The sequence below is a fragment of the Neisseria macacae ATCC 33926 genome, from assembly GCF_022749495.1.
Lineage (GTDB): Bacteria > Pseudomonadota > Gammaproteobacteria > Burkholderiales > Neisseriaceae > Neisseria > Neisseria macacae.
The window spans coordinates 1,988,512-2,010,057 of the sequence record NZ_CP094241.1; the positions used below are offsets into that span (position 1 = coordinate 1,988,512).

17 protein-coding genes and 1 tRNA gene are annotated in these 21,546 nt (G+C 49.7%); 11 read left to right on the forward strand and 7 right to left on the reverse strand.

All coding sequences use genetic code 11. The annotated features are described in order from the left end of the window. Positions 1-22 precede the first annotated feature (22 nt). Together gloB and MON40_RS09570 are read right to left on the reverse strand one after the other, a co-directional pair. Positions 23-772, reverse strand: a complete 750-nt coding sequence (gene gloB / locus MON40_RS09565) for a hydroxyacylglutathione hydrolase (RefSeq protein ID WP_003777548.1) — start codon at positions 770-772, stop codon at positions 23-25. 277 nt (positions 773-1,049) lie between these two features. Continuing rightward, the gene (locus tag MON40_RS09570; protein ID WP_003777544.1) at positions 1,050-2,177 is read right to left on the reverse strand and encodes a PilT/PilU family type 4a pilus ATPase; all 1,128 of its coding nucleotides are present in this window, start codon (positions 2,175-2,177) and stop codon (positions 1,050-1,052) included. A 187-nt stretch (positions 2,178-2,364) separates the two neighbouring features. On the opposite strand from MON40_RS09570, the gene MON40_RS09575 reads away from it, so the two are divergent. The 3 genes from MON40_RS09575 to lepB all read left to right on the forward strand — a co-directional run bounded on the left by MON40_RS09575 (position 2,365) and on the right by lepB (position 6,020). Continuing rightward, positions 2,365-3,066, forward strand: a complete 702-nt coding sequence (locus MON40_RS09575) for a 5'-methylthioadenosine/adenosylhomocysteine nucleosidase (RefSeq protein ID WP_003777542.1) — start codon at positions 2,365-2,367, stop codon at positions 3,064-3,066. A gap of 141 nt (positions 3,067-3,207) precedes the next feature. Next, positions 3,208-5,001 carry a translation elongation factor 4 gene (lepA, locus tag MON40_RS09580; RefSeq protein WP_039862919.1) on the forward strand — a complete coding sequence of 598 codons (1,794 nt, stop codon included), beginning with the start codon at positions 3,208-3,210 and terminating at the stop codon, positions 4,999-5,001. After that, the gene (gene lepB, locus MON40_RS09585) at positions 5,001-6,020 is read left to right on the forward strand and encodes a signal peptidase I (protein WP_003777539.1); all 1,020 of its coding nucleotides are present in this window, start codon (positions 5,001-5,003) and stop codon (positions 6,018-6,020) included. The genes lepA and lepB overlap by 1 nt, the downstream gene beginning before the upstream one ends. 405 nt (positions 6,021-6,425) lie before the next feature. Here the strand turns inward: lepB and MON40_RS09590 are convergent, their stop codons facing one another. Continuing rightward, on the reverse strand, positions 6,426-7,433 hold the full coding sequence (locus tag MON40_RS09590; RefSeq protein ID WP_242925842.1) for an IS5 family transposase: 1,008 nt from the start codon (positions 7,431-7,433) through the stop codon (positions 6,426-6,428). Positions 7,434-7,641: 208 nt separating this feature from the next. Between MON40_RS09590 and MON40_RS09595 the strand changes: the two genes are divergently transcribed. Both MON40_RS09595 and MON40_RS09600 read left to right on the forward strand, forming a co-directional pair. Then, positions 7,642-9,591 (forward strand): hypothetical protein, encoded by a 1,950-nt coding sequence (locus MON40_RS09595; protein WP_003777538.1) that lies wholly within the window; start codon positions 7,642-7,644, stop codon positions 9,589-9,591. 138 nt (positions 9,592-9,729) lie between these two features. Continuing rightward, on the forward strand, positions 9,730-11,193 hold the full coding sequence (locus MON40_RS09600; protein WP_242925886.1) for a surface lipoprotein assembly modifier: 1,464 nt from the start codon (positions 9,730-9,732) through the stop codon (positions 11,191-11,193). A gap of 199 nt (positions 11,194-11,392) precedes the next feature. Here MON40_RS09600 and MON40_RS09605 read toward each other — a convergent pair whose 3' ends face one another. Further along, positions 11,393-12,415, reverse strand: a complete 1,023-nt coding sequence (locus MON40_RS09605; RefSeq protein WP_003777532.1) for an SPFH domain-containing protein — start codon at positions 12,413-12,415, stop codon at positions 11,393-11,395. Positions 12,416-12,776: 361 nt separating this feature from the next. Between MON40_RS09605 and MON40_RS09610 the strand changes: the two genes are divergently transcribed. Continuing rightward, the gene (locus MON40_RS09610) at positions 12,777-13,598 is read left to right on the forward strand and encodes a DUF6850 family outer membrane beta-barrel protein (RefSeq protein WP_003777531.1); all 822 of its coding nucleotides are present in this window, start codon (positions 12,777-12,779) and stop codon (positions 13,596-13,598) included. Positions 13,599-13,865: 267 nt separating this feature from the next. Here the strand turns inward: MON40_RS09610 and MON40_RS09615 are convergent, their stop codons facing one another. Further along, complete coding sequence (locus MON40_RS09615) at positions 13,866-14,264, reverse strand: DUF350 domain-containing protein (protein WP_003765161.1); 399 nt, start codon at positions 14,262-14,264, stop codon at positions 13,866-13,868. A 256-nt stretch (positions 14,265-14,520) separates the two neighbouring features. On the opposite strand from MON40_RS09615, the gene MON40_RS09620 reads away from it, so the two are divergent. Further along, positions 14,521-16,035, forward strand: coding sequence for a polyamine aminopropyltransferase (locus tag MON40_RS09620; protein ID WP_003777522.1), 1,515 nt, complete (start codon positions 14,521-14,523; stop codon positions 16,033-16,035). Between the two features lie 56 nt (positions 16,036-16,091). On the opposite strand, the gene MON40_RS09625 is transcribed toward MON40_RS09620, so the two are convergent. Both MON40_RS09625 and MON40_RS09630 read right to left on the reverse strand, forming a co-directional pair. Next, positions 16,092-17,120, reverse strand: coding sequence for a T6SS immunity protein Tli4 family protein (locus tag MON40_RS09625; RefSeq protein ID WP_003777520.1), 1,029 nt, complete (start codon positions 17,118-17,120; stop codon positions 16,092-16,094). Between the two features lie 265 nt (positions 17,121-17,385). Then, positions 17,386-17,470: transfer RNA gene (locus tag MON40_RS09630), tRNA-Leu, on the reverse strand. A gap of 290 nt (positions 17,471-17,760) precedes the next feature. Here MON40_RS09630 and MON40_RS09635 point away from each other — a divergent pair. The 4 genes from MON40_RS09635 (at position 17,761) to hisD (ending at position 21,518) form a co-directional block, all read left to right on the forward strand. Further along, the gene (locus MON40_RS09635; RefSeq protein WP_003777516.1) at positions 17,761-18,468 is read left to right on the forward strand and encodes an SCO family protein; all 708 of its coding nucleotides are present in this window, start codon (positions 17,761-17,763) and stop codon (positions 18,466-18,468) included. A gap of 125 nt (positions 18,469-18,593) precedes the next feature. After that, the gene (gene hisG, locus MON40_RS09640; RefSeq protein WP_003777514.1) at positions 18,594-19,247 is read left to right on the forward strand and encodes an ATP phosphoribosyltransferase; all 654 of its coding nucleotides are present in this window, start codon (positions 18,594-18,596) and stop codon (positions 19,245-19,247) included. A gap of 103 nt (positions 19,248-19,350) precedes the next feature. Further along, positions 19,351-20,229 (forward strand): hypothetical protein, encoded by an 879-nt coding sequence (locus MON40_RS09645; protein ID WP_003777512.1) that lies wholly within the window; start codon positions 19,351-19,353, stop codon positions 20,227-20,229. Continuing rightward, a complete protein-coding gene (hisD, locus tag MON40_RS09650; protein ID WP_003777511.1) occupies positions 20,226-21,518 on the forward strand; it encodes a histidinol dehydrogenase in 1,293 nt (430 codons plus the stop codon). The genes MON40_RS09645 and hisD overlap by 4 nt, the downstream gene beginning before the upstream one ends. Positions 21,519-21,546 lie beyond the last annotated feature (28 nt).

Here is a 21,546-nt window from a genome sequence, read left to right on the forward strand (position 1 = left end):
GGAAGCCTGCTTTTACTCAAAATCAAAACCGGTTTTTCAATTCCCGCAGCGCCGCGAACACTTCCAAGCCGCTGTTCAGCCCCCGCCCCGCCAGTTCTTCCACCCGTTCGCGGACTTGGGGCAAATCGACCCGTAAAAACGGATTGATTTTGCGTTCATGTGCAAGGGTAACGGGCAAGGTCGGCGTATGTTCCGCCGCGCGTAAAGCCGCTTGAATATCGGGATTCTCCAGTTCGATAAATTCGGCAAAACGCAGATTAGAAGCGGTGTATTCATGCGCAGGATAAAACAGCGTTTCTTCGGGCAACTGATTGAACCTTTGGAAACTGTCGTACAACTCCTCTATCGTTCCCGTAAACACCCTGCCGCAACCAGCGGAGAATAAGGTATCGCCGCAGAAAACGTGCAGACCTTCGGCGTTTTCCAAAAGATAGCTGACGTGGCGGTCGGTATGGCCGGGCGTCGCCCACACGGTAACCAGCCCGTCGCCAAAAGGAAACTGCGTACCTGCCGTCACCGTATGCGTTGCCACATCGATATCCGTCTCACCGTACACGGGCGATTCCATAAAGCCGTTTTTGAGGGATTGGACTCCGCCGATATGGTCGTGATGCAGATGGGTAACCCACGTTTGCGCCAGCATCAGGCGGTTGCGGACGAGGAATACCAAAACGGGCGTGGCATCGGACGGATCGACGCAGGCGGCGTGGTTGCCGTCTTGAATCATCCAAATGTAGTTGTCGTTTAGGGCTTGGACGGGTGTAATTTTCATAGGATTTCTTTTGTAGGTAGTGATTTGAGTGCGGCTAAACCATGGAGCCGTATGGTATAGTGGATTAACTTTAAACCAGTACGGCGTTGCCTTGCCGTACTATCTCTGTACTGTCTGCGGCTTCGTCGCCTTGTCCTGATTTAAATTTAATCCACTATATTTACAAAACAGTTTAACAGAAATGACTTGAACGTTATTGGTATGCCTGATCGGCACAGACAAAAAAGGTCGTCTGAAAAGTATTTTTCAGACGACCTTTGCTCATTTCCGACAACTTTTAAATCAGTTCCAAGTCCGGGCCGGCGTTTTGGGCGCGGCGGCTGCGCAGTTGGATGTCCAAACGCAGGTCGTGGGCGGAGTCGGCGTTTTTAATGGCGTCTTGGAAACTGATGTCGCCGCGTTCGTACAGCTCGTAGAGCGCTTGGTCGAAGGTTTGCATGCCCATGGCGGTAGATTTTTTCATCATTTCTTTGATGCTGTGGATTTCGCCTTTTTGAATCATTTCGGAAATAATCGGCGAATTGAGCAGGATTTCCACTGCGGCTACGCGCCCCTTGCCGCCTTCACGGGGAATCAGGCGTTGCGAGATGAAGGCTTGCAGGTTGAGCGACAAGTCGGTCAAAAGCTGGGTGCGGCGCTCTTCGGGGAAGAAGTTGATGATGCGGTCGAGCGCTTGGTTGGAGTTGTTGGCGTGCAGCGTGGCGAGACAGAGGTGGCCTGTTTCGGCGAACGCCAAGGCGTAGTCCATGGTTTCGCGGTCGCGAATCTCGCCGATGAGGATGACGTCCGGCGCCTGACGCAGGGTGTTTTTCAGCGCGGCAAACCAGTTTTCGGTATCCACGCCGACTTCGCGCTGGGTAATGATGCTTTTTTTGTGTTGATGAACAAACTCAATCGGGTCTTCGATGGTGATGATGTGGTCTTGGCAATTTTCGTTGCGGTGGTCAACCATTGCGGCGAGCGAAGTGGATTTACCCGAGCCGGTACCGCCGACGAAAATCACAAGACCGCGTTTTTTCATCACCACGTCTTTCAAGACGGGTGGCAGATTGAGGCTGTCAAAATTCGGGATTTTGCTGGTAATGGAGCGGAACACCAACGCCGTTGCACCACGCTGCACCATGGCATTGACACGGAAGCGGCTGGTGTCGGGCAGGCTGATGGCGAAGTTGCATTCGTTGGTGGAGGAAAACTCTTCGATTTGTTTGGTGGACATAATCGAAAAAGCGATTTCCATACATTTTTCGGAGGTCAGCGGCTCGTCGGTAATCGGCGTGATTTTGCCGTCCACTTTCATAGCGGGCGGAAAATTGGTCGTGATAAAGAGGTCGGAGCCTTTGTATTTGTTCATATGGCGCAGCCAAGTGAACAATTCGTCTTTTGCGCTGGGGGGATTGGTCATCATGATATTGGATAATTTCGGTGGTTATTTTATTAAAATGGATTATATCAAATAAATCATGATACATAAAAATGGCAAGATTACCGTATCGAATAATAGGACAGGCGGGCAATATGGCGGATTCAATACGGGTATGGAATGTCGCCGCTGCTGTTATAATACCGCCCACAATTTCATGGAAGGATAAAAAATGTCTGTACAAACAGTAGCGGTCATCGGCGCGATGGAGCAGGAAATCGAGCTTTTGCGCGAAGCAATGGATAACGTCAAAAGCGTGTCTTTCGGTAAGTTTACCGCCTACGAAGGCGAGATGGCGGGCAAACGCATGGTGTTGGTATTGAGCGGCATCGGCAAGGTAAATGCAGCGGTTTCAACGGCTTGGGTTATCCATCAATTTGCGCCTGACTGCGTCATCAATACCGGCAGCGCGGGCGGCTTGGGCAAAGGTTTGAAAGTCGGCGACGTAGTAGTCGGCACGGAAATCGCGCACCACGACGTCGATGTAACGGCGTTCGGCTATGTTTGGGGACAAGTGCCGCAACTGCCCGCTGTATTCGTTTCAGACGACCTCTTGGTCGGCAAGGCAAAACAGGCGGCGGAAGTATTTGAAGGCGCGGCGGTAGATCAAGGTTTGATTGTCAGCGGCGACCGCTTTGTCCACAGCAGCGAAGGCGTGGCGGAAATCCGCAGCCATTTCCCCGAAGTCAAAGCGGTGGAAATGGAAGCAGCGACGATTGCGCAAGCCTGCCACCAGTTGAACACGCCTTTCGTCGTGATTCGCGCGATGTCCGATTCGGCGGACGAAAAAGCGGACATCAGCTTTGAAGAGTTTTTGAAAACAGCGGCGGCAAGCTCGGCGAAAATGGTGGAAAAGATTGTCGCGTCGCTGTAAAACACGCATAAAATCATGCGGAAACAGTAAATTTCCGCTAGAATGTCAGGCTATTTCACTTTGCCTGAAGGTCGTCTGAACGGTCTATTTGATTTTCAGACGACCTTTTCAGAATCACTGCTTATCTTTCAAAATAACAATATGAAAAATATCCGAAATTTCTCCATCATTGCCCACATCGACCACGGCAAATCGACGCTTGCCGACCGCTTCATCCAATACTGCGGCGGCTTGGATTTGCGCGAAATGAGTACGCAGGTACTCGATTCCATGGACATCGAAAAAGAGCGCGGCATCACCATCAAAGCGCAAACCGCCGCACTCAACTACAAAGCACGCGACGGGCAGGTGTATCAGCTCAACCTGATTGACACGCCGGGACACGTCGACTTTTCTTACGAAGTTTCCCGTTCGCTGTCCGCCTGCGAAGGCGCGCTTTTGGTCGTTGACGCATCGCAAGGCGTGGAAGCGCAAACCGTGGCGAACTGCTACACCGCGATTGATTTGGGCGTGGAAGTCGTGCCTGTTTTGAACAAAATCGACCTGCCCGCCGCCGACCCCGAACGCGTGGAACAGGAAATCGAAGACATCATCGGCATCGATGCCGTCGGCGCGGTGCAATGTTCAGCCAAAAGCGGCATCGGCGTGGAAGACGTTTTGGAAGAAATCGTTGCCAAAATCCCCGCGCCGACCGGCGACGAAAACGCGCCGCTGCAAGCCGTTATCGTCGATTCGTGGTTTGACAACTACGTCGGCGTGGTCATGCTGATTCGTGTGAAAAACGGCATCATCAAGCTGAAAGACAAAGTGCGCTTTATGAGCACCAAGGCGGAAACGCAGGTTGAGCAGCTGGGCGTATTCACACCTAAATCGGTTCAAAAACAAGAACTCAAAGCCGGCGAAGTGGGCTTTTTGATTACCGGTGTGAAAGAATTGGGACAGGCGAAAGTCGGCGATACGGTTACTTTGGTTGCCAACCCCGCTTCTGAGCCGCTGCCCGGCTTCCAAGAAGTGCAAAGTCAAGTATTCGCGGGTCTCTACCCTGTAGAAAGCCACGACTACGAAGCCTTGCGTGATGCTTTGGAAAAATTGCAGCTTAACGATGCTTCGTTGAAATTCGAGCCTGAAGTTTCTCAGGCATTAGGCTTCGGCTTCCGCTGCGGCTTCTTGGGCTTGCTGCACTTGGAAATCGTACAGGAACGCTTGGAGCGCGAGTTTGACATGGATTTGATTACCACCGCGCCGACGGTGGTTTATGAAGTCGTGTTGAAGAGCGGCGAAAAAATCGAAGTCGAAAACCCGTCTAAACTGCCCGACATCGGCAGCATCGAAACCATTCTCGAGCCGATTATTACCGCGACCATCCTCGTGCCGCAGGAATACGTCGGCAACGTCATGACTTTGTGTAACCAAAAGCGCGGCGTGCAGGTCAATATGCAGTACATGGGCCGTCAAGTCATGCTGACTTACGATTTGCCTATGAACGAAGTCGTGATGGACTTTTTCGACAAACTCAAATCCACTTCGCGCGGCTATGCCTCGCTGGACTACCATTTCAAAGAATTCCAACCGTCTGATTTGATTAAGCTCGACATCATGGTCAACGGCGAAAAAGTCGATGCCCTGAGCCTGATTGTGCACCGTCAAAGCGCGGTTCACCGAGGCCGCGAGCTGGCAGCGAAAATGCGCGAGCTGATTCCGCGCCAAATGTTCGACATCGCCGTCCAAGCCGCCATCGGCAGCCAGATTATCGCCCGCGAAAACGTCAAAGCCCTGCGTAAAAACGTCTTGGCGAAATGTTACGGCGGCGATATTACGCGTAAGAAAAAACTTCTCGAAAAACAAAAAGCAGGCAAACGCCGCATGAAACAAGTGGGCAACGTGGAAATCCCGCAAAGCGCATTCTTGGCGATTCTGCAAGTGAGCGACAAATAATGAGCACAAATTTAATCTACGGCGCGATTGCCGCCATCGTTATCGGCATTTTCCTTTATTTCATAAGCAGCAAAGAACGTCAGGAAAACGGAGAATGGAGCTCCGGCCTGCAATGGGCGTATCTTTTGTGCATGATCGGCGTTTTCGGCATCCTGTCTTTTTACATGAGCTTTACCGCCGTATTGCTGATATTTGTCGTATTCACCGGCATCGTTTGGGCCATTCACAAAGGTCGTCTGAAAAAAGACCCGTCGCACCAGGACAAAGCCCACTTCACCGACTACATGAGCGGCTTTTTTCCGATCATCCTCGTCGTATTCATCCTGCGCACCTTTATCGCCGAACCATTTCAAATCCCATCCAGCTCCATGCGCCCGGGCTTGGTTAAAGGCGACTTCATCCTTGTGAACAAATTCGCCTACGGCATCAGAACCCCGATTATCAACAACGTCCTGATTCCGACCGGACAAATCGAGCGCGGCGACGTCGTCGTGTTCAACTACCCCGTCCAGCCTGAAATGAACTACATCAAGCGCATCGTCGGACTGCCGGGCGATACCGTCGAATACCGCGACAAAGTCCTGACCGTCAACGGACAAGTTGCCCCCGACCAACCGAACGGCACCTACTCCTACCCTGACGATACCGAGCCGTCCGCAATCCACAACCCCGAACTTTTTCAGACGACCCTCAACGGCAAAACCTTCAACATCCTGAAAGAGCCCGGACAACCTACCGTATCCATTCCTGCGCTCGACAACTACCGCATGAAAATCATGCCTGAAAACGGTTATTCCGTAGAGCAAAGCGGTTTGGAACACTGTCAATACGCCGAAGACGGCAGCGGCTTTACCTGCAAAGTGCCCGAAGGCCGTTACTTCGCCATGGGCGACAACCGCGACAACAGCGCCGACTCCCGCTACTGGGGCTTTGTGGACGACAAACTTATCGTCGGAAAAGCCTTCTTCGTGTGGATGAACTTCGGCGATTACAGCCGCATCGGCAGCAGCATCCAATAAGTTGCCCGTTTCATTCCGATAAAACACAAGGTCGTCTGAAAACTGATTTTCAGACGGCCTTGTGTTTTATGGTAATTCTTAACGAATAAACCTCCCCTCTTTTCCTTACTTCAACTGTGACATTCTTAAATTTCATATAGCAAAGTTTACTCGTGCAAAAAATACATTCAAATTACTCATTTACCATTTTTAACTGAGCTTAATCAAACCCGAATATTTGTATTTGTTTATAATATTACGATAGCGTAAACACTGCTTGAGACCTTTGCAAAAAAGCCTTTCCCCCAACAGCCGAAACCCAAACACAGGTTTTCGGCTGTTTTCGTTTCAAATATCCACTGATTCTACCCAAATGCCCCCTTAATCCTCCCCGGATACCCCATAATCAGGCATCCGGGCCGCCTTTTAGGCGGCAACAGGCACACTTAGCCTGTTAGCCGCTTTCAACAGGTTCAAACACATCGCCTTCAGATGGCTTTGCGCACTCACTTTGAGCAGACCAAAATAGGCTGCCCGGGCGTAGCGGAATTTACGGTGCAGCGTACCGAAGCTTTGTTCGACCACATAACGGGTCTTCGACAAATATCGGTTACGTTTGGTTTGCGCTTCCGTCAGCGGACGGTTGCGGCAGGCTTTGCGCATAATGCCGTCTAACAACTGATGCTCTTTCAGATGTTGCCGGTTTTCCTTACTGTCGTAGCCTTTGTCGGCATAGACGGTCGTGCCTTCGGCAATACCTTCCAACAAAGGGGACAGATGGTTGCACTCATGGACATTGGCGGGGGTGATGTGCAGTTTCTCGATATAGCCTTCCTCATCGGTACGGGTATGTTGTTTGTAACCGAGTTTGTAGAGGCCGTTTTTCTTTGTCCAGCGGGCATCTTTGTCTTTACTCGGTGTGGTTTGGCCGCTGACTTGTCCTTCTTCATCGACTTCTATGGCCTGACGCTGTTTGCTGCCGGCGGTCTGAATAATGGTGGCGTCAACGACGGCGGCGGATGCTTTCTCTACTTTTAGGTTTTTTTCGGCCAGTTGGCAGTTAATCAGTTTGAGCAATTCGGACAGGGTGTCATCTTGCGCCAGCCAGTTGCGGTAGCGGCATAAGGTGCTGTAATCGGGGATGTTCAGTTCGTCAAAACGGCAAAACAGGTTGAAGTCGATGCGGGTGATGAGGCTGTGTTCGAGTTCGGGATCGGAGAGGCTGTGCCATTGTCCGAGCAGGACGGCTTTGAACATGGACAACAGGGGATAGGCGGGACGGCCGCGGTGGTCTCGGAGGTAACGGGTTCTTTGACGGTTCAGGTATTGTTCGATCGGCTGCCAATCAATCACCTGATCCAACTTCAATAATGGGAAGCGGTCGATGTGTTTGGCGATCATGGCTTGTGCGGTTTGTTGGAAGAAGGTGCTCATAAGAAATCCCCTAAATGTCTTGATGGGAATTTAGGGGATTTAGGGGAATTTTGCAAAGGTCTCTGCTTATGTTTGTTTTTATCACCTACGAAATCACTGCTTATTATTTTTAAAATATTGCGTAGCAAGTCTAGATCAGAATGGTAAGACCATACTGATTTAAACTTAAACTACTATGAATTTATTTTTCAACCAGTAAGGATTATTTATGCACACTCAAAATAAATCACCTATTACTCATTTTGTTCTAAGCGGTATTTGCGTTGCAATTTTAGCAGCCTGCGGCAGTTCAAATGGAGGTGGAGATTCACCCAAAAATCTATCTGTAGCCCCAAAAAACAACGTCAATAAAGATGACGCAAAAAAAGACAATACCAACAAAAACAACTCTAGTAAGGATAATTCTGACAAAGGTACTACCAATAAAAACAATTCCAACAAGGTTAACACTGACAAAGGAAATGCCGACAAAAATAATGCCAATAAAGATAATAAAACTAACACTAACAAAGAAACATTATTATTAAATAAAGGCATTCAGGATAAACTGACCACACTAAAACTAAGTGATGTAATAAAAACTGAACAATTCAATCAAACTGAAGTGAATACCGGTTTCATTGCAAATAACTTAAGTGCGACCCCATTATTAGAGACAGCTAAAGGTCCACATGATCACCCTACCTCTCACCTTTTGACATCCGCTTATAGAAAAGATAAAACCAAACTTTTGCGCCCTCAAACAGTTATATTAGGGGGTGTAGCAACGCGTTACTTTACCAACTATACAGATGGTTATGTTGCGAAGAGAGCCGGTTATGACGAGATTGATACGCCATTAAGTGCAAAAAATCTGATTGGTGTAGATAAACGCAATAAAAATGGCATATTAGTTAAAAATGGCAGGAGTGTTAACATCTTAGATCAAACTGCCAGCAAACTGGAATTAGATAGTGTAGGCGGTAGCCGTTATACAAAATGGTTTAATAATTTTGCTACTAATGCCGATAATGAAACTGAATTGGATAAAGGCCGCCGTGTATTAACAGATGTGAAATACAAATTAGATGCAAATAATAATCCTGTATGGACTGTAACTACCGAACCCAGCAGCGGTTATCAATATGCACATTCTTTAAATCGTTATTTTAACAATAATCCAGACGATGAATTATATGTTAACCAAAACGGTGAATATGCATATCGTTTTACATTAAAAAAATCAACTACATTTGAAGTCAGTGCAGAATCAGCAAAAAATTATCCGGAACGTGCAGAGGCGCTCAAAGCATTAGGGTGGTCTGCTGGCAAGCAATATCACTTCGCACCAGGTAGCTACTTTATGGTTACACAAAAAGATGGCAGCCTAAAAATTGTAGCCGATAACGGACAAATGACGCAGGTATCCTTATATTCAGTCCATGTCGGTATTGATGACAATAAAGCATTGGGTGCATTCCAAAATAAACGTGTAATTGCCGAAATGTTCAGTGCATTAAACTATGGCAAGACAAATGAAATTCGTGCGATTTATACCTATGACGTTGGACAAGCCAATGGCTTCAATCAACAATATCTCTCATTAAATGCATGGCGCTATAAAAATGGCGATGGCACTTATGGACTCAATAATCCTTTTAACATCGGCATTTTCGACCGAGTTGCTACTGAAAATGGTATAGTTGCCAATGTCTATGACATGAAGACTAAAAAAGGTTTATCTGCCAAATATACAGGCGTTGCCTATTCTAGCCGAGATGGTAAACAAGACGGTGTGATGAATATGACTGCACAGTTCCATGAACCAGATATGGCTTACAACAATACTGTTTCAAGCAATAACGTTACCTTCAATGGCGCGATTACCAACCGTCGCCTAGATGACAAACGTAATGTATATTTTGCCAGCGGTAATGTAAAAACAGAGAGTGGAATGCCTTCTGCAAGCGCGGGTCAAAAAGTTTCTCTAGTGGGTAGAAACCAAGTTGCTCAAAATGTTACTGTCTGGATGGAAGGAAAAAACCCAGGTGAAAATAAAGTAATTTATGGTCAAGGTAACGTACGTTTTGCCGGTCCAAATGCTGAAGAAGTCGGTGGTTTGTTAAAAATTACTACCAGCCATGGCGAAAACAATATCGGTTTCATTGGCAAACGCTAAGACGCTTACCCAAAGAAATAAGCAGCAGAAGCTTTGCATCTGCTGCTTATTATTTTCCAAGCAAACCCCTCTGCAAATAAACAAAGCGCAATTGGAGGGGCAACTTAAAATATCCTGAATTATCTGAAAAATATACTCATGAAATCTAATCAATTCATTTTTATTGCGGGCATATTATTTCCCATAATGGTTACTGCCAAAACCATTGCTAACCCTGAAACTGAAGCCGATCGCCAAATGGAAAGGATACAAGAAATGGCCATTCCTAAACCACCGGAGGTAGGCACCTCCCTTTTGAATGGTGTCAAGGCTTCTTTGAATGAGCATACTCAGACATTGACATTAGATGATCTAGCCAAACAACCAGAGCTGGCCGAACCTTTGTTAAATCAAGCATTGCAAGCGCGAAACTATATTGCTGCAGAGCAGCTCTTGCCTATATATCGTAAATGGGATAGGCATGACCCTATTTTATTGGATTATGCGCAAGGCGCAATTTGGCGTTCGCAAGGAAAGCATAAAAAAGCCATTACACTTTACCGTAATATTCTTGTTCGACATCCTAATCTTGTCACCGTTCGTCTAGACTTGGCTGCTATGCTTTATGAGGATAAGCAAACCCGTAATTCACAACATGAATTTAATGCTGCCAAAAAGCAAGGTTTACCAGAAGATGTCCTTCCTACTATTGCCCTTTATGAAAACGCTATGGGGCAAAATAAATGGCAATTTTCAGGCAGTCTGAGTTACACCCAAGACAACAATATCAACAACGTTTCAGCTGAGCGTGAAATCCATCTTCCTCAATTTGATAACTTGGCTTTTGAAAAAAATTCTGACTATCTGCCACAAAAAGGGCATGGTTTTACCTACGCCCTATCCGTTGATCGCGATATCAATCTCAAAGGCAACCATTATTTCGCTCTTTCAGGCGATGTCGACGGTGTCAGCTATTGGGATAATCATGATTATGATGATCAAACGGCAAAAGTCAGTCTAGGTTATAAAAATAAAAGTTTTAAAACAGATAGTTTTGTTATGCCATTTTTAGAAAAGCGTCGCTACGGAAATCATCCTTATTACACGCGTAAAGGGGTAGATTTAGGTGTTTCACGTTGGACAAAACCAAATTTACGTCTATCTGCCAACGGAACCTTTGCACAAAAAGATTATGCCTATACCAAACAACAAGGGAAAGATTATCAGATTGGATTTGGGGCGACCTACCTGATGAATGATAAAACTTATTTCTTAGGAGGTTTGAATTATGCGCGTGACAAAGTTGAAAATTTCGCAGGCAGCAGCTCCAAACGGATAGGAGGTTACTTAGGTTGGGGGCAAATTTGGGGTGAAAATTTCAATAGTCGCCTTATCATTAATTACTACAATGAACACTTTGATGGAAAACATTACGTCTTTACCGACCGTCATCGTACAGATAATGTCGTGGTTACCAATTTAAGCCTCTGGCACAATAAACTTAGTTTTCTAGGAATTACGCCGAGATTAAATTGGCGATATACAAACAATAACAGCAATATTAACGAACTTCATAGTTATACTAAAAATCGCGTATTTATAGATTTTGAGAAAACGTTTTGAAAAAATTTGATATACACGCACTTTAACTAAATCTATCGAACTTAGTTAAAGGGTCGTCTGAAAGCACATCGGTGCATACAGCAATTAAAAAAGCTGAGTCCTGTCACATACAGAACTCAGCTTTTTATCAACCCGTCCAAGCAGGCTTTTATGAGTGTCCAATATTTTGAAGCCTAGTGTTTTCAGACGACCTCTTTCCTCAGCCGATCAACTGCTTCAACACTTCCGCTTTGGCTTTATCGTAATCCTCTTGGGAAATCAAACCACCGTCCAACAGGGATTTGAGTTTCGTCAATTTTGCCTGCGGGTCTTCGGAGGTCGTCTGAACGCTTTGGGCGGGTTGTGCTGCCGGTTGCGCTGCGGGCTGCATCATGCCCGCCATCGCGCCAGCCATTGCCTGACCGACGCCAGTGCCTACGCCCAAACCTGCGCCGATTCCTGCAAGTCCGCCTTCGTTTTGCGCAGCGAGCGGGATGGATTCGGCGGTTTGGTATTGGGTGTAGCGTCCCAAGTCGCCGATGACGCCCATGGAAATTTTCTTATCCAAGGCTTCTTGGATGGCGGCAGGCAGAGTGATGCTTTCGACGGTGAAGTTTTCCAGTGTCAAGCCGAGTTTGGCAAATTCCGCGCCGAGTAATTCGCCGATTTTTTGCGACAGCAAAACTTGGTTTGCCGCCATATCCAAAAACGGAATGCCGGAGCTGCCGAACGCCGCCGCGAGTTGGGTGATGGCGATATTGCGCAACTGGTTTTCCAACTCGACACCGCTGTATTCTGCCGCTACACCGCTGACTTCTTTGAAGAATTTTGCCGGATCGCTGATGCGGTAGGCGTACATGCCGAACGAGCGCAACTGCACCGCTCCGAACTCGGCATCGCGTACGGTAACGGGTTGCGACGTCCCCCATTTCCGCGCAAGCTGTTGTTTGGTATTGAAAAAGTAAACGTCGGATTTAAACGGGGATTCAAAGAGCTTGTCCCAGTTTTTCAGGTTGGTCAGCAGCGGCAGCGTTTGCGTGTTGAGTGTATAACGGCCCGGTCCGAACACGTCGGCGGTTACGCCCTCGTCAACAAACATCGCCATCTGCGCCTCGCGCACGGTCAGGCTCGCGCCGTTTTGGATTTCCTCGTCGGCAATCGGGAAACGCCACATCAGCAGGCTGTCGTCGGGATTCGGCCATTGGATGACGTCGATAAACTGTTTCTTGATAAAGTTGAACATTGCGGTTCCTTATTTTGAAGAATGGGTAACTTGTCGGTTGTAGACATGACATAAGGGCAGAAAACGTATGTTTTCTTCAACCGATTATAAAATCAGGTTAAACACCGGCATTTCTAAGAATATCGGCATAGCGTCGGACTGCTTGCCGCCTGTGCTTTGTGTAGACGGTCAGGTTTGCGCTATTTCGGGGATTTTCGCCGCTAATCGAAAAATGCCCATCGGGAAAATCGTCGGATGAAAAATCTGAGCGGTTGATATATCCGCCAAGCGGTAATTGTTGGGTTTTGTTGGGTCATTATAGAATGGTTAGTGCAATTTCTCTAACTTATCATATTGATTCTAACAAAGAAAAGGAATATACATGCAAAAAACCACCCGCTTCTGCTTTGCCGTTTTGGCATTGTCTGCCGCCGTCTGCACACAGGCTGCCCGTCCTGTCGAGTTTACCGTGGGTACGGAATATTACAAAGAGAATTATCGGGAATATAAAGACGGCGAGCGCCTTATGCGTCAAAAGGGAAACCTGTGGTCTCTGACAGGCGGCGTCAAATATCGCTTTAACGACCGCCATGCGGCAAAATTAGAAGGACGCTACTCCCGAGGCAAGTCGGATTACACAGGAAGGTATCAGGACGGAAGAGGCAATGTAACGGAATACGGCACTGCCACGTTCAACGGCTCTCCGCGCCGCGTCTATGATGTCCGCGCCTTATATGAATATACGCACCCGATTAACGACCGTGTCAGCCTGACTGCCGGAGCGGGCGTGGGACACCGCGTTTTGAAAGATTTGGGTTCCCGCGTCGTAGCCAACAATTACGACCGCAAAAACCGGACCACTTATGCGCAAATCAATGCCGGTGTAAACATTGCGCTTCCTGCCGGTTTCGAAGTTTCACCCAATATCGCCTACAACCATTCCCTGAGAGGCCGTCAGCATTCTTATCGCGCCCATCAGGACATTGAAATGAAACAGTCGAGCGGGCACGGCATCGAAGTCGAAGTACCCGTATCTAAAAAATTCGCCAACGAATCTAAAATAAGCGTCGTTCCGTTTTATCGCGGCTGGAAAGTCAAGAAATCGGATACGGCCCTCGTCTATCTGCCAGACGGCATATATGGTTCCACCGAACCTAAAAACTACACCCATGAAGCTGGTGTAAAAGTACGATATACGTTCTGATGCACTGACGGTGCGTTTACCTTTTCAGACGACCTTGCAGACAGGCAGGTCGTCTGAAATTTTTAGTATAGTGGATTAACTTTAAACCAGTACGGCGTTGCTTCGCCTTAGCTCAAAGAGAACGATTCTCTAAGGTGCTGAAGCACCAAGTGAATCGGTTCCGTACTATCTGTACTGTCTGCGGCTTCGTCGCCTTGTCCTGATTTAAAGTTAATCCACTATATTTATGGAAACACACAACTTTCTGAAACCAAGAAAACAGAAGCATCAGGTCAGACAAGCCGCATTCAAGATGCCGATGGATACGGACACCGCGCCAAACAGCGCGCCGACGGCGACGTTGTTGCCGATGAGTTCCTCCGTTGCGCCTTTAATCATCATCGTGGCGGCGAAATACACCAAAATCTGAATCACCGCCGCCGCAAGACCCCACAGGATAAAATCAACGAAACTGACGCTATGGGCAATGCTGGATGCGAGCGTCAAACAAAATCCAACCAGCGCGCCGCCAAACGACAAGGCGCAGGCAAGATTGCCGTTTTTAATCAGCCGCAATTCTTCCGCAGGCGTAATCCGCAGATACACCGCGCCGAAAACGGCAGTCATCGCCACCCCCGCAAGCATATATTGCAGGTAAAGCAGGTATTGGGGCAGGGAAATACTCACGATAGGGCTTCCTCGGTATTTTGATATAATGGATTATGCCACAACTCTAAGCCATCTGAAATTAAAGGGGACGCACCACAAACCGGCCCTTCCTTAAAAAACGGTTTTGGAATCGAAAAACCATACATTTAACACCCAAGGCAGCGCGGCAGGATACGCATTTCTGTTCAAAACATACCGTTTTACACATCAAGCCCCACCATTGTCGAATCATCCGTTTTTCAGATTTCAGACGACCCTATAAAACGCCCACACCATGACCGCCAACCGCACCCTCATCATCTCCGTCTTCATCGTCGCCAGTTGCGGCCTTGCCTACGAACTCATCATTGCCGCGCTGGCGAGCTATCTTTTGGGCGACAGCATTTTGCAGTTTTCCTCCGTCATCGGACTTTATCTTTTCTCGATGGGCATAGGCGCGCACCTGACCCGCTACATCAAAGACGAAGACGTGTTGCACCGCTTTATCGAAATCGAACTTTTGGTCGGCATCATCGGCGGCATTTCCGCGCTGGCCTTGTTCGTCGCCTTCGGTCTTTCCGCCGCCCCGTTCCGCACCCTGCTCTACGCCTTCGTACTGATTGTCGGCGCGGTCGTCGGCATGGAAATCCCGTTGGTGATGCGCGTATTAAACCGCAAAGGCGCGGAGTTTAAAGAACTCGTTTCCAAAGTCCTAACCTTCGACTATTTGGGCGCACTCGCCGTTTCCTTGCTCTTCCCGCTCCTGCTCGCCCCCAAACTCGGCATGGCGCGTTCCGCCCTTTTGTTCGGCATCCTCAACGCCGCCGTCGCCTACCTGACCGCACGCGTCTTCAAAGCCGAACTGCCCCGCTACCGCGCCATCCGCCTGCGTGCGCTGATTGTCTTGTCCGTCCTCGCCGCCACCTTCGCCTACGCCGACCGCATCTCCTTCAAAGCCGAACAAAGCTACTTCGGCGATCCTATCGTCTATCAAAGCCACTCGCCCTACCAGCGGCTCGTCGTTACCCGCTGGAAAGACGACACCCGCCTCTACATCAACGGCAACCTGCAATTCTCCTCGCGCGACGAAGCCCGTTACCACGAAGCCCTCGTCCTGCCCGCCATGCAGATGGTTTCCAACGCCTCCCGCATCCTCATCCTCGGTGGCGGCGACGGATTGGCGGCGCGCGAAGTCTTGAAATACCCGCAGGTCAAACACGTTACCCTGGTCGATTTAGACCCCGACATGACCGCCACTTTTAAAATCTCCGCCACCTTAAGCGCGCTCAACCAAGGCTCGCTGTCCCATCCCAAAATGCACGTCGTCAACGACGATGCCGCCAAATGGCTGGAGGGGTCGTCTGAACAATTCGACGTCATCATCATCGACCTGCCCGACCCGTCCAATTTCTCACTGGGCAAACTCTACTCCGTCCCCATGTACCGCCTCGTCGCCCGCCATCTTCAGCCGCAGGGCAAAATCGTCGTCCAATCCACCTCGCCCTACTTCGCCCCCAATGCCTACTGGTCGGTCGTCGCCACCCTCGAAGCCGCCGGCCTTTCCACTGCGCCTTACCACGTTTACGTCCCCTCCTTCGGCGAATGGGGATTTGTGTTGGCAGGCTTTGATAAACAATTCCCTGTCCCGCAGAAATTCGACGTTCCCACACGTTATCTAAACGCCCAAACCGCCGCCGAAATGTTCCGCTTCCCACCCGACATGGCAAGACGCAAGGTCGAGCCGAACTATCTGAACAACCAAATCCTTGTCAGCTATTTCGAAAGCGACTGGCACAACGTCATCCGTTGAGCTTTTTCCCAAAACAAAGGTCGTCTGAAAACCATTTTCAGACGACCTTTTCATCGCTATGGCTTCACAGGCTTCAAAGTCGGCAAAACCGTATCCCAAATTGCAAGGACTTCGGCTTCGCTGCGCTTCGTCCCGTCTTTTTTCTCCGCGCCAAACTGCATCATAATGCGCGGATCGCCGCCGTCGCGTTCCCAAAAGAACATATATTTGTTGCCGCCCCATTTCACCAGTTTTTCCTCGCCCGACATACCGTTGATGGTGCGTTTGCCTTGGCGGATGGTGCGGGTTAACGCTTTAATCAATAAACCTTTTTCTGGGTCGACTTTGCGTTGCAGCAACGTCGCTTCGCCCGCTTTCAACACATCGCCGTGCATGATTTCCAGACTCATATCATGTTGTTTGGCAAATTCGACGGTGCTATGAACTTCAAACGGTTTTTTGCCGTCATCGGCGATAAAACCGCCTATCAGGCATATACCGTGTTTATTTGGCACTTCAAATTCCTGCCTGGTTTTCAATCCATTGAGGATTTCTTGGCGGAATTTTTTCTCCATGCCGTTTATCAGCTCTTTTTCTTGGGCTTTCCAGTTGGCAGGGGCTTTCTTATTGTCGGCAGGGATATAGAAAAAACTGCGTACGATATAGGCGTCATCATTATCCAGTTTGAAATGTAAGTCGGCTTCGTAGGGCATACCGTCTTTCCCGATAATGTTTTCCCAATGAAATCCCCCGCGCGTTACCTGCATCATTGCCCGATCCGGAATCAGGGTGCGGGTATCGACGACAATATCCGTTCCATCTCTACCATTTTGCTTAGTCTCATTGATGGTCCTAACGTTTCTCTTCCAGTCGTTAAACATGACCATCACGCTCCAGCCGTTGTAATCAAGGTGCGTACTGCCATGACGGCGTTTGGACGGCAGGCGTAATTGATAGCGACCGCTGCAATAGGGCTGTTCGGTCCAGTAGGCAGTATCAATGGCGGATTTGGTGACGGTCGGCGAGGTTTCTGCCGATGGGGAAACGGTGGGCGTACAGGCTGCGACGGCAAGTGTTAGAGACAGCGTGGTCAGACGGATAGACATAAATAAGCTCCGTAATAAATAGGGGTCGTATGAAAGTATAGTTTATTCAGACGACCTTTGTCATAAAACGGGCTTGGCGGTATTTATTCAACATAAGCAGAGAAATAAGAGGTAAATGAATCCGACTTTTGCTGAACCGCGTGTTTGTTTTGATCCAATACTGAGAACATGGCAAAACCAACAAAAATCCTGATTGATCAAAATGTTGGCTTCTAATATGAGTTTTCGACAGGCAAAAAAATAACCGCTGATAAGCGGTTTATTGTGGTGCCCAGGGTCGGACTCGAACCGACACACCTTGCGGCGGGGGATTTTGAGTCCCCTGCGTCTACCAATTTCGCCACCTGGGCTGGTGAAGAAGTCGCTATTATAGCGGCGTATTCGGGCTTGTAAAGCAAAATCTTGCCTTGTTTGCAGACATATTGCTTATATTTTTGATTTTTAAAAACATTAAATTCATTTTATTTTGTTCCCGACGCGCCCTACTCTTTCCACTTATATCAAACATCATTCATTTTCAGCCGAAAAACGGCATAAACCGCTATATTAAATGTTGCAAACGCGCTAAGATGGCAGCGTTCGTTTCATTTTTTTATTTTCAGACGACGTTCACACACCATACCCGCATTGGAGAATTTTTATGATGCCTACTGCAATCCGTACCGCCATTTTGGGCGCATTCGCCCTTGCCGCACTTGCCGCCTGCAAACCAGAAGCCAAAGCGCCGGAACAAAATCCTGCGCCTGCTTCAGCCGCTTCTTCAACAGCGGCTCCGGCCGAACAGCCTGCTTCCGCTCCCGCCGCATCCTCACCTGCCGCTACCGCGCCCGCACCGCAAGCGCCCGGAACGGATATGCGTAAAGAGGACATCGGCGGCGATTTCACGCTGACCGACGGCGACGGCAAGCCGTTCAGCTTAAGCAGCCTGAAAGGCAAAGTTGTGATTCTGTCCTTCGGTTATACGCACTGCCCCGACGTTTGTCCGACCGAATTGCTGACTTACAGCGACACATTGAAACAGTTGGGCGATCAGGCGAAAGATGTGAAAGTGGTGTTCGTCAGCATCGACCCCGAGCGCGACACGCCCGCAGTCATCGGCAAATACGTCAAACAGTTCAATCCTGAATTTATCGGTCTGACTGCGACAGGCGACCAAAGCCTGCCGGTCATCAAACAGCAATACCGCGTGGTGTCCTCCAAAGTCAATCAAAAAGAAGACAGCGAAAACTATTTGGTTGACCACTCTTCCGGCGCGTATCTGATTGATAAAACCGGCGAAGTGGCGATTTTCTCGCGTTACGGCAGCGAACCGGCAACCATTGCCGCCGACATCAAAAAACTGCTTTGATCCGCATGGGGTCGTCTGAATGCCGGTCGCGGTTTTCAGACGACCTTTTTCCCATCTGAAACATATAGTGGAGAAAGTCAGACTGCCTGTTTGGTACGGGTTCAAAGTCTGACAGCATAACAACAATGACTGAAAACACGCTGACCATCGCCCTGTCCAAAGGGCGCATCTTTGAAGAAACCCTGCCGCTTTTGGCAGCGGCGGGCATTGTTCCCGCCGAAGCGCCCGAAAAATCGCGCAAGCTGATTATCGGCACCAACCATGAAAACATCCGCCTCGTCATCGTCCGCGCCACCGACGTGCCGACTTACGTCCAATACGGCGCGGCAGACTTCGGCATCGCGGGCAAAGACGTTTTAATCGAACACGGCGGCAGCGGGCTTTACCAGCCGCTGGATTTGCACATCGCTGAATGCCGCATGATGGTCGCCGTCCGAAAAGGTTTCGACTACGCCGCCGCCTCGCAGCCCGGCAGCCGCCTGCGTATCGCGACGAAATACCCCAACATCGCCGCCGAGCATTTCGCCGGCAAAGGCGTACACGTTGACATCATCAAACTCTACGGCTCGATGGAGCTTGCGCCGCTGGTCGGCCTGAGCGACGCCATCGTCGATTTGGTCTCCACCGGCAACACGCTTAAGGCGAACGGCTTGGAAGCGGTCGAACACGTCGTCGATATTTCCAGCCGTCTGGTGGTCAACAAAGCCGCATTGAAAACGAAACACGCGCTGCTGGAGCCGATTATTCAGGCGTTCGGCAGCGCAGCGAAGGCGGGGTGAGCGTTCATTTAAATGAAGATGCGTTTTCAGACGACCCTAGCCGTTCCCGCCGACAGGTCGTCTGAAAATACCACCGGCAGTAAACTGTATAGGAGGATTTAAAATGGTTGCAAAAATAAAAAAATTTTCAGATTCAACCCTTTCCGTTTTGAATAACGGCGAACGTCGGTTTTACGTCTATTGCCTGACCGACCTGAAAAAAGACAAAATCCTCTACATCGGCAAAGGCTGCGGTAATCGTATCTTCGAGCATGAACAAGCCGCCCGTTCGCAAGACGGTGACATTGACGTACCGGCACGCAAAGCCATTGCCAAATGCAAGAAACTCGGCCGCCATATCATCAGCTATCATCTGACCGAAGCCGAAGCGCAAGCCGCCGAAACTGTCCTGATTCATTTCGTCAAATCCGTTGTCGGCAAAAAATTCAAAAACAAATCTGCCGGATGCGGCGCAAGCGGCATCAGCGCGGAAGCACTCGACGACCGCTTCAAATTCACGCCCTGCCCGCTTGACGACCTTAATCCCGACGGACTGGTTCTCGCCGTCAAAATCCAAGACGCTTTGGACTTGGATACCGACGAAGAAACCGACTACCGCTTCGACAACCAAGACGATGCCAACCTCAAATCGCGTACGTTGGGCAACTGGGTTATCGGCAAAGATGCCGCCTCCAAAGTGAAATACGTTATCGGCGTTCACACCGGGCTGCAAAACGCCGTTGTCAGCGCGTATGAGGTGGACGGTTTCGAAACGCTTGAAGAAACCAAAAACGGCAGAAAACAAACCCGTTACCGTTTCCATACCGCCTCGTCCAGCAAAAAAGTGTTGGCCAAACTCGGCTTGCAACAAAAATGCCTGCCCGAATTGAAGTTCGGCGGAGCGGGCGAAAAAGCGTATATCAGACCCAAAACCGAGACTGAACAAGAAAATATTCAGACGACCCCAAGTCCAAAAATAACAACGGAGAATCCCAAATCATGAAAAAACTCAACACCCAATCGCCCGATTTCCAAGCCGAACTCAAAGCCCTGCTGGCTTTTGAAACCGCGCAGAATCCCGAAATCGACCGCATTGTCGCCGACATCTGCGCCGACGTGCAAAAGCGCGGCGATGCGGCGCTCATCGAATACACCAACCGCTTCGACGGCACGTCCGCCCAAACCATAACCGACCTCATCCTCACTCAAGACGATTTGCAGGCCGCGTTTGAGCGTTTGCAGCCCGAAATTCAAACCGCCTTGAAAACCGCCGCCGCACGCGTCGAAAGCTACCACCAACGCCAAAAAATGGAATCGTGGACCTACGAAGACGAAGACGGCACGCTGTTGGGACAACAAATTACACCGCTTGACCGCGTCGGCATTTACGTTCCCGGCGGCAAAGCGGCGTATCCGAGTTCCGTCATCATGAACGCCATGCCCGCCCATGTCGCAGGCGTGAAAGAAATCATTATGGTCGTCCCCACGCCCAAAGGCGAACGCAACGACATTGTACTTGCCGCCGCCTTCGTCGCGGGCGTCACCAAAGTCTTTACCGTCGGCGGCGCGCAGGCGGTTGCCGCCCTCGCCTACGGCACCGAGTCCGTACCGCAGGTCGATAAAATCACCGGCCCGGGCAACGCCTTCGTCGCCGCCGCCAAACGGCGCGTGTTCGGCGTAGTCGGCATCGACATGGTGGCGGGGCCGTCTGAAATCCTCGTCATCGCCGACGGCACCACGCCCGCCGACTGGGTGGCGATGGATTTGTTCAGCCAAGCCGAACACGACGAAATCGCCCAAGCCATCCTCATCGGCACGTCGCAGCCCTATCTCGACGAAGTCCAAGCCGCCATGAACCGCCTCATCGAAACCATGCCCCGCCGCGACATCATCGAAGCCTCGCTCGGCAACAGGGGCGCGATGATACTCGCCAAAGACTTGGACGAAGCCTGCGAAATCGCCAACTACATTTCCCCCGAACACTTGGAATTGTCGGTAGAAAACCCGCAGGAATGGGCGAAAAAAATCCGCCACGCCGGCGCGATTTTCATGGGACGCTACACCAGCGAAAGCCTCGGCGACTACTGCGCCGGCCCCAACCACGTCCTGCCCACCAGCCGCACCGCCCGCTTCTCCTCGCCGCTGGGTACTTACGACTTCCAAAAACGCTCCAGCCTGATTCAAGTCTCCGAACAAGGCGCGCAGAAACTGGGCAAAACCGCCAGCGTGTTGGCACACGGCGAAAGCCTGACCGCCCACGCGCGCGCTGCGGAATTCAGGTTGAAAGACTGATTCGGTCGAACCCGCCATCCATCAAAAA